This window comes from Brevibacillus nigriterrae (genome assembly GCF_049846925.1).
GTDB lineage: Bacteria > Bacillota > Bacilli > Brevibacillales > Brevibacillaceae > Brevibacillus_H.
Genome location: NZ_JBNCMT010000001.1, coordinates 282,514 through 289,956 on the forward strand (window position 1 = coordinate 282,514; position 7,443 = coordinate 289,956).

Below are 7,443 nucleotides of genomic sequence, written 5' to 3' on the forward strand. Positions count from 1 at the left end.
ACCTCCTCTCTATCTATGAGTGGCTCTGCGTAAATAGCGATTAATCCCTATTTCGTCTAGCTCTTTTTGCTCTCGTTGCTTGATATTCTCATCGAAGCTTTCTCTTGCTTTTTCCTTGAGTCGATTCCACAACTTCGACTCAGTCATATGAAAAGTGAGTCTTGTCTGACAACGCTCGATCTCCTGCTCACAGCCATTCACGGTGCGACGTTGGGATTCAATCTTTTTGTCTACCGACTGCTGATACTGCACGAATTGCATCAGTTCAGAGATGCTACGTGGTTCACTTTGAATGGAATAGAGAGATTCTGTGACTTCATTTCGGAGCTCGGTTAGTTGATACAGCTTTGTCTCTTCTTCATTTTTTTTCTGAACAGACTTGCCGAATGCCCATTCTGCCTGTTCCTTTTCCTTTTCTTTCAGATCGAGAATTTTTTGGAGATGAAACTGAAAATTTTTCATTAGTTTACTCCTCCAAAGTGAGCAATGAGAGCATTAATACTCGCTTTCAACTCAGCAGGTTCATGTGTGGACTGGGCAGTATAATCACGGATGGTGTCCCGAAAGCGAATCGCTGTATCGATTTCCCGATTGGAACCCATTTTGTAAGCGCCAATGTTAATAAGATCCTCTGCATCTTTAAAAGTTGCCATATATCGCTTTAGTTGTCTGGCAGCTTGCAGGTGGTTGTCTGATGAAATCTCATTCATAACACGGCTGACACTTTGCAATATATCTATTGCCGGAAAATGACCCTTCTGAGCAATTTTCCGGTCGAGCACGATATGTCCGTCTAAAATTCCTCGAACCGTATCAGCGATCGGATCGTTCATGTCATCTGCGTCAACTAAAACCGTATAAAAAGCAGTAATACTTCCTTTGGTAGAGGTACCTGCACGTTCAAGCAGTTTCGGAAGCATGGCAAACACGGAAGGTGTATAACCTCTTGTCGCTGGCGGTTCACCGATAGCAAGTCCTACTTCACGCTGGGCCATCGCAAAGCGTGTCACGGAATCCATCATCAGCATGACATTCAATCCACGGTCTCGAAAATATTCGGCAATAGAGGTTGCTATCAATGCGCCTTTGATTCGAATCAAGGCAGGTTGATCAGAAGTTGCTACAACAACAACAGACCTCTTTAAACCCTCTTCCCCCAAATCACGCTCGATAAACTCCATGACCTCACGTCCACGCTCACCGATCAGGCCAATCACATTAATATCAGCGTTCGTATTGCGGGCAATCATTCCCAGTAGCGTACTTTTTCCTACCCCTGAACCGGCAAAAATACCAACACGTTGTCCATTACCTACCGATAGCAACCCATCGATCGCACGAATTCCTACCCCGATCGGCTCAGTGATACGAGGCCTGGCAAGTGGATTAGGCGGTAAATTATTTGTCGGGTAGCTCGTTAAACCGAATGGAAGAGGACTGCCATTGAGCGGGCGCCCTAATCCGTCAAGTATCGTTCCCAGGATTTCAGTTCCAACTTTCACCGTGAGCGGCTTCCCCGTTGCTACAACATCACATCCTGGGCCAATGGAAGACAATTCACCCAGAGGCATCATCAAGACTTTATTGTCTCGAAATCCGACAACCTCTGCAATAATAGGTTCCGCTCCATTTTGGGAATAAATGTGACAAATTTCCCCTAGTTTGGCTTCTGGTCCTTGCGATTCAATGGTAAGGCCAACCACTTGAGTTACTTTTCCATTAATTCGTACCGGATCAAGGGATGAAAGCGCAAATTGATATTTCGATAGATCAAGTGATGTCATTTGTCTCACTTCCTCGTGCGATATCAAGCAACACCTGCTTAATCTCACTCAATTGCGTATCAATTCGTGCATCAACACTTCCAAATGGTGTACGGATTACACAGCCCTCATCTTGCACTGTGTAGTCAGGAAAAATGGATAGTTCTGCTTGTCCGTCCAGCAAAGCAAGAAATTGAGCTCGATGTTCCTCTATATACTGGTAGTATTGATGATTCACACAGATTGTTATCTGACCATGTACTCGAGATCGGCGCACAATACGTTGTACAATCTCAAGTATGTTTTCTGGTGACGAAGCAAGTTCAGCACCAATGATTTTTTTTGCAATTTCTACACTTAAGTCAACCAGAAAAGGTTCTGCTGAATTAATAATTGATTCTTTGGTTTTATAAGCTTCCATCAAAACGTTGCGAGCAAGCTGAATATTTTCTTCTTCCTCTTCACGCGCGGCAATTTTGCCCTCTTCCACTCCCTGATGGTAGCCTTCTTCTTTGGCTTGCTCAAACAATTGCTGGGCTTGAATGGCAGCTTCTTGCTCTTTTTGTAACCACCATTGTTCCATCTCTTGACGAGTCTGTTCCAGCAGTTGTTCAGCACGACTAGATGCTTCTGCCATAATCTTTTGTGCCATTTCTTCGGCATCCTGCAAAATGGCTTGTGCTTCAGCTTCTGCATTTTTTATAGTTGGATCGATATTTTCTTGCAACCTTTGGCCAAGTTGATCCGTCTGTTTAGGTGGTAGCGATTTTACTTGAAGGATAATTTTCTCATCTGTCGTTGAATAACTGGATGCTTTATAGATCCTAGACAATGATATCATCCCCTCCACCACGGGCGATGATAATTTCACCCGCCTCTTCTAAGCGACGAATTGTAGCAACAATCCGGGATTGCGCTTCTTCAACATCACGCAAACGCACAGGGCCCATAAATTCCATCTCTTCCCGGAAGGTTTCTGCCATCCGTTTGGACATATTGCGGAAAATGACTTCTCGTACTTCTTCGCTCGACACTTTAAGCGCCAACATAAGATCGGCATTCTCCACGTCGCGAATAACACGTTGAATGGAGCGATTGTCGAGTGTAGCGATATCTTCGAAAACAAACATGCGCTTCTTGATTTCTTCTGCAAGTTCTGGATCCTGGATTTCGAGTGAGTCAAGAATAGTACGTTCTGTACTGCGGTCAACACCATTCAAGACATTAACGATGGCTTCAATACCACCCGCTTGAGTGTAATCCTGTGTCACCGTTGCGGACAGTTTTTGCTCCAATACTTGCTCTACCTGTGCAATTACTTCTGGTGATGTGCTATCCATCAAAGCAATGCGTTTCGCAACATCTGCTTGTCTCTCCTGTGGCAATGCAGAAAGAATCATTGCTGCTTGAGTTGGTTCCAAATAAGCTAATACAAGTGCAATCGTTTGAGAATGCTCATTTTGAATAAAGTTGAGGATCTGGCTGGGTTCTGCTTTTCTGGCAAAGTCGAATGGCCTTACTTGCAAATTGGCAGTCAGGCGATTAATAATATCGATCGCCTTGGATTGTCCCAATGCTTTCTCCAAAATTTCCTTCGCATAGGTAATACCGCCCTGAGCGATTACCTCTTTCGCTACGGCAATTTGATGAAATTCTGATAGTACTTTTTCCTTTTCATCTGTATCGACTTTTCGAACGTTAGCAATTTCTAATGTCAATTGTTCAATTTCATCTTCACGTAAGTGTTTAAATACTTGGGCGGATACTTCCGGCCCAAGCGAGATAAGCAGGATTGCAGCTTTTTGCCGACCTGATAATTCTTTGGCCCCGCGAGCCATCTGTCCTCACTCCCTAGTCTTCAGCTAGCCAGGTTCGAAGCAACGTGACGAATTCGTCCGGTTTGCTTCGAGCCAATTTGTCTAACTGTTTGCGTATGACTACCTCGTCACTATCTTCGTTATATGCTAGATCTGGTACCTCAAATGGCTTAGGAGGAGGTAGATCGGGCAACTCTTCCTCAATTTCTGCTTGTTGTTTACGACGTCGGTAGATCATGAATGCTACCGCAGCGAGCGCCAACAACGCTAATGCTCCTGCACCGTAAAGAATATACGAGTTAAGTGCTGACTGTTCTTCTGCCACCACTTTACCGGAGAACTCACGTGGGAATACAGAAATACGTTGATCAATTTGCTCATCGGTTAAAGCAACATCTTTCGAACTGATCGTAACACGAACAACGTTTCGCAGAACCTGCTTGATATTGTCAATGGTTTGTTGATCCAGTTGTCCACCATTCGGGGGTTCTACGCCGACATTAATGGTAATATCTTCAATTTTATAAGGGCTTTCAACAATATTACGATTGATTCGATTGACTTCACGATTCACACGATCTTCTAACTCTTCGTACTCACTGTTTGCACCCTGCTGTCCTCCACCTGGGAAGGAAGGAACGTCTGTAGCACCTGTTCCAGTGGCACCTGCTGGTGGGGCACCTTGTCCAGAGAACGTCTTGGACAATTTTTCGGCACTAATAATTATTCCCTCGTTATTTTCTGCGTCAACAGGTGTTACCAGCTTCTCTTCACGATTTTCCTTAGCGAAGTTCATGTTGACAGCCGTTTGGACAATGACCTTGTCACGCCCCATCAAGGTTCCGAGAAGGTTATACAAGTTTTGTTGAATTTTACGTTCCACTTCTGTTTTGATTTTTTCTTGTTGTTGGTAAGTTGTTAAGGTTTGACCATTAGCGTCACTATCGGTTAACTCCAGCAAATTGGAGTATTGGTCAGTTATGGTAATATTTTCGATCGGCAGTTTTTCTACACTTCGAGAAACAAGATAGTATAAGGACTTTACTTGCTGATCGTTTAATTGGGTACCCGGAGCAACTTCGACAATGACCGATGCCGTTGCAGTCTCTGGTTTATCAGTAATCCAGACATTTTCTTCTGGCAATGTAATCATTACCTGTGCGCTTTGAACTCCACGGACCCGCTCCAACATTTTTCGTAATTCTTGTTGTACTGCGTCCTTTTCCAAAACGTCGAATTGTCTGTCAGTGATCCCAAATGTACCTGCACCTTTAAAGATTTCCGAACTGATCGACCCTGTTGCCGGTATTCCTTGGGCAGCAAGATCTACTACAACATTTTGGGCATCCACTTGAGGCACTTCGATCTGGGTTCCGTTACCCGTAATGCGGTAAGGGATCTTGCGTGTTTCCAGTTCTTGCTTGATGACCCCTACCTCTTGCTCGCTCAATTTCTGGTCATACAATGGTACGAAGACCGGGCGAGAAGCAACATATATGTAAAGGCCAAGTGATATGATTAAAAACAAGAGTATTGCCGAGATCATCCATTTTTGTCTCGTACTGAATCGATCCCAAAAGTTTTTTGCCTGTTCTCTATATAATGCTAGACGTTCGTTCATAGTTCACCTCACCAAGAAAGAATACGTTACTCTAGATTAGATCGGCATACGCATGATCTCTTGGTAAGATTCGATCACTTTATTACGTACTTGCATTGTTAAGGAGAGAGCAATGGAAGATTTCTGGCTGGCAATCATCACTTGATGAATATCTTCAACCTGGCCTGTTGCGAACTTTTCTGTCAATTTAGAGGATTCTATTTGAGCTGCATTCACTTCTTCAATAGCATCAGACAAATAGCTTCCAAATGATTTGGTTACATCCGCAGGTGTCTTAGCGGGAGATTGAATCTCAGGTTGAAATCCTAGTGGACGTATCGAATTTATTTGCATTTTCTAGTTACCCTCCTTATCTCCCGTTAATTTCTAACGCTTTCATCATCATATTCTTGGAAGCATTCAGCACCGTCACGTTGGCTTCATATGAACGAGATGCAGAAATCATATCTACCATTTCTTTCATGATGTCGACATTCGGCATCATCACATAGCCATCTTGATCTGCATCAGGGTGCTCAGGATTAAACACTCGTTTGAAAGAAGTATTATCTTCCTTGATAGCCGTTACTCTCACGCCATTTTCTGGCTGATTACTTACAACACCCATCGCTGTTTGCAATAAGCTATCAAAAGATTGATTGGTTTTCGGCATGACCTCAACCATTTTCCTACGATAAGGCTGCCATACCCCGTCCACCATCTGAGCTCTTGTTGAATTGGCATTACTTACGTTTGCAGCTATGGTGTCGAGACGCAGACGGTTCATCGTTAAAGCAGATGCTGTAATATTCATCCCTCTAAATAAACTCATCTAAAACTACCTCCCTCCACCTTCAATAACAGATTTCAATTTGGTAAAGTAGCCATTGGTCATTTGAGTCAAGCCATTGTACCAAATTGTGTTTTTTGCCATTTGATTCATTTCATACTCTACATCTACATCGTTGCCATTGTTCTGTACGAACGCTTGGGGATTGGAGATGATTTGTGGAGCGGGAACTCTACCCCTTGCTTGTCCGAATCCAAAATGTCTCGAATCTGTTTGAAGTGCATCCAACTTTCGTCCTGACCCACTCATCTGACTTTGTAGAATTTCCTCGAATACAACTTGTTTGCTTTTGAAGTAAGGAGTATCTACGTTTGCAATATTATTCGCGATAGTCCTGTGCCGGAGTGTACTAGCATCTAGCGATCGCTCCAGTAAATTAAGTTGATTCGTAGAAATCATGAGTTACCCCTCCAAGAAACCTAATACTAAAATATTTCCCCAAGTTTGTCGAATATGAAACTGCTTAACCTTCTGAAATTCTTACCAACATTCACATTTTGATCCATTATCCAACCATCAAGAAGTTAGGAATTATGGTTCATGTAAGAATGTTCTTCAAATCTAGTGATTTTTCCTGCTTATTCGACAGCGCAACACGTATAAATCATAACAAAATCATTTTAACGAAAAAAGCCCTATCTTTCTAAAGGAAATAATTTGCGACAAAAGCCCTGTATTTTTATTCCAATTTTGATCTGGATGAATATTTTTTTATAAATAAGACATACTTTTTTCCTAATTAACAATATTTTTTGCCAAAACAAATCATCCTTTTTTTGGTTTTCCTGTAATCGACTAGGTATAATCTTAAAAAAAAAGCCTGACAGACATCGTCAGGATCGACATAAATTTGACATTTTTTCCGTATACTAGGTTATTGTCCTTGCACAGAAAAGGTGTAGCGCTATTTCGCTACACCTTTTGTCCTCGTTGTATCAAGCTGTTGGTCTTACGAAGTTCTCAATTTTTCTAACTCAGGCAGAAGCTTTTCATTCAATACTTTAATGAATGTACCTTTCATGCCCAATGAACGGGACTCAATCACGCCTGCACTTTCCAGTTTGCGTAGAGCATTGACAATAACGGAACGAGTGATACCTACACGGTCAGCGATTTTGGAAGCAACAAGCAATCCTTCTTTACCCTCAAGTTCTTCGAAAATATGTTCAACTGCTTCTAACTCACTGTACGAAAGTGATCCGATTGCCATTTGCACAACTGCCTTGCTACGAGCTTCTTCTTCAATTGCTTCTGAACGCTCACGCAAGATTTCCATGCCTACTACGGTAGCTCCCACTTCTGCAAGAATCAAATCGTCATCGACAAAACGATCATTCACACGAGCTAGGACCAAAGTCCCGAGTCGGTCCCCACCACCAATGATAGGAACAATCGTGGTTAATCCTGAACGGA

At 42.7% G+C, this 7,443-nt stretch carries 9 protein-coding genes; all 9 read right to left on the reverse strand.

The genetic code is table 11. The features are described 5' to 3' along the window. Positions 1–9 precede the first annotated feature (9 nt). Positions 10–462, reverse strand: a complete 453-nt coding sequence (gene fliJ / locus ACPW7N_RS01475) for a flagellar export protein FliJ (RefSeq protein ID WP_425649210.1) — start codon at positions 460–462, stop codon at positions 10–12. Next, positions 462–1,784, reverse strand: coding sequence for a flagellar protein export ATPase FliI (fliI, locus tag ACPW7N_RS01480; protein ID WP_425649211.1), 1,323 nt, complete (start codon positions 1,782–1,784; stop codon positions 462–464). Before fliI ends, fliJ begins: the two co-directional genes overlap by 1 nt. Continuing rightward, positions 1,771–2,604: a FliH/SctL family protein gene (locus tag ACPW7N_RS01485; RefSeq protein WP_425649212.1), complete on the reverse strand. Its 834-nt coding sequence runs from the start codon at positions 2,602–2,604 to the stop codon at positions 1,771–1,773. The genes fliI and ACPW7N_RS01485 overlap by 14 nt, the downstream gene beginning before the upstream one ends. Beyond that, positions 2,588–3,601: a flagellar motor switch protein FliG gene (fliG, locus tag ACPW7N_RS01490; protein ID WP_425649213.1), complete on the reverse strand. Its 1,014-nt coding sequence runs from the start codon at positions 3,599–3,601 to the stop codon at positions 2,588–2,590. Before fliG ends, ACPW7N_RS01485 begins: the two co-directional genes overlap by 17 nt. A 13-nt stretch (positions 3,602–3,614) precedes the next feature. Beyond that, a complete protein-coding gene (gene fliF, locus ACPW7N_RS01495; RefSeq protein ID WP_425649214.1) occupies positions 3,615–5,201 on the reverse strand; it encodes a flagellar basal-body MS-ring/collar protein FliF in 1,587 nt (528 codons plus the stop codon). A gap of 36 nt (positions 5,202–5,237) precedes the next feature. Beyond that, the gene (fliE, locus tag ACPW7N_RS01500; protein ID WP_425649215.1) at positions 5,238–5,534 is read right to left on the reverse strand and encodes a flagellar hook-basal body complex protein FliE; all 297 of its coding nucleotides are present in this window, start codon (positions 5,532–5,534) and stop codon (positions 5,238–5,240) included. A 16-nt stretch (positions 5,535–5,550) separates the two neighbouring features. Next, the gene (gene flgC / locus ACPW7N_RS01505; protein ID WP_425649216.1) at positions 5,551–6,012 is read right to left on the reverse strand and encodes a flagellar basal body rod protein FlgC; all 462 of its coding nucleotides are present in this window, start codon (positions 6,010–6,012) and stop codon (positions 5,551–5,553) included. 6 nt (positions 6,013–6,018) lie between these two features. After that, positions 6,019–6,429 (reverse strand): flagellar basal body rod protein FlgB, encoded by a 411-nt coding sequence (gene flgB, locus ACPW7N_RS01510; RefSeq protein WP_425649217.1) that lies wholly within the window; start codon positions 6,427–6,429, stop codon positions 6,019–6,021. Positions 6,430–6,979: 550 nt separating this feature from the next. Continuing rightward, positions 6,980–7,443: GTP-sensing pleiotropic transcriptional regulator CodY (codY, locus tag ACPW7N_RS01515; protein ID WP_425649218.1), on the reverse strand; the 464-nt coding region annotated here is incomplete at its 5' end.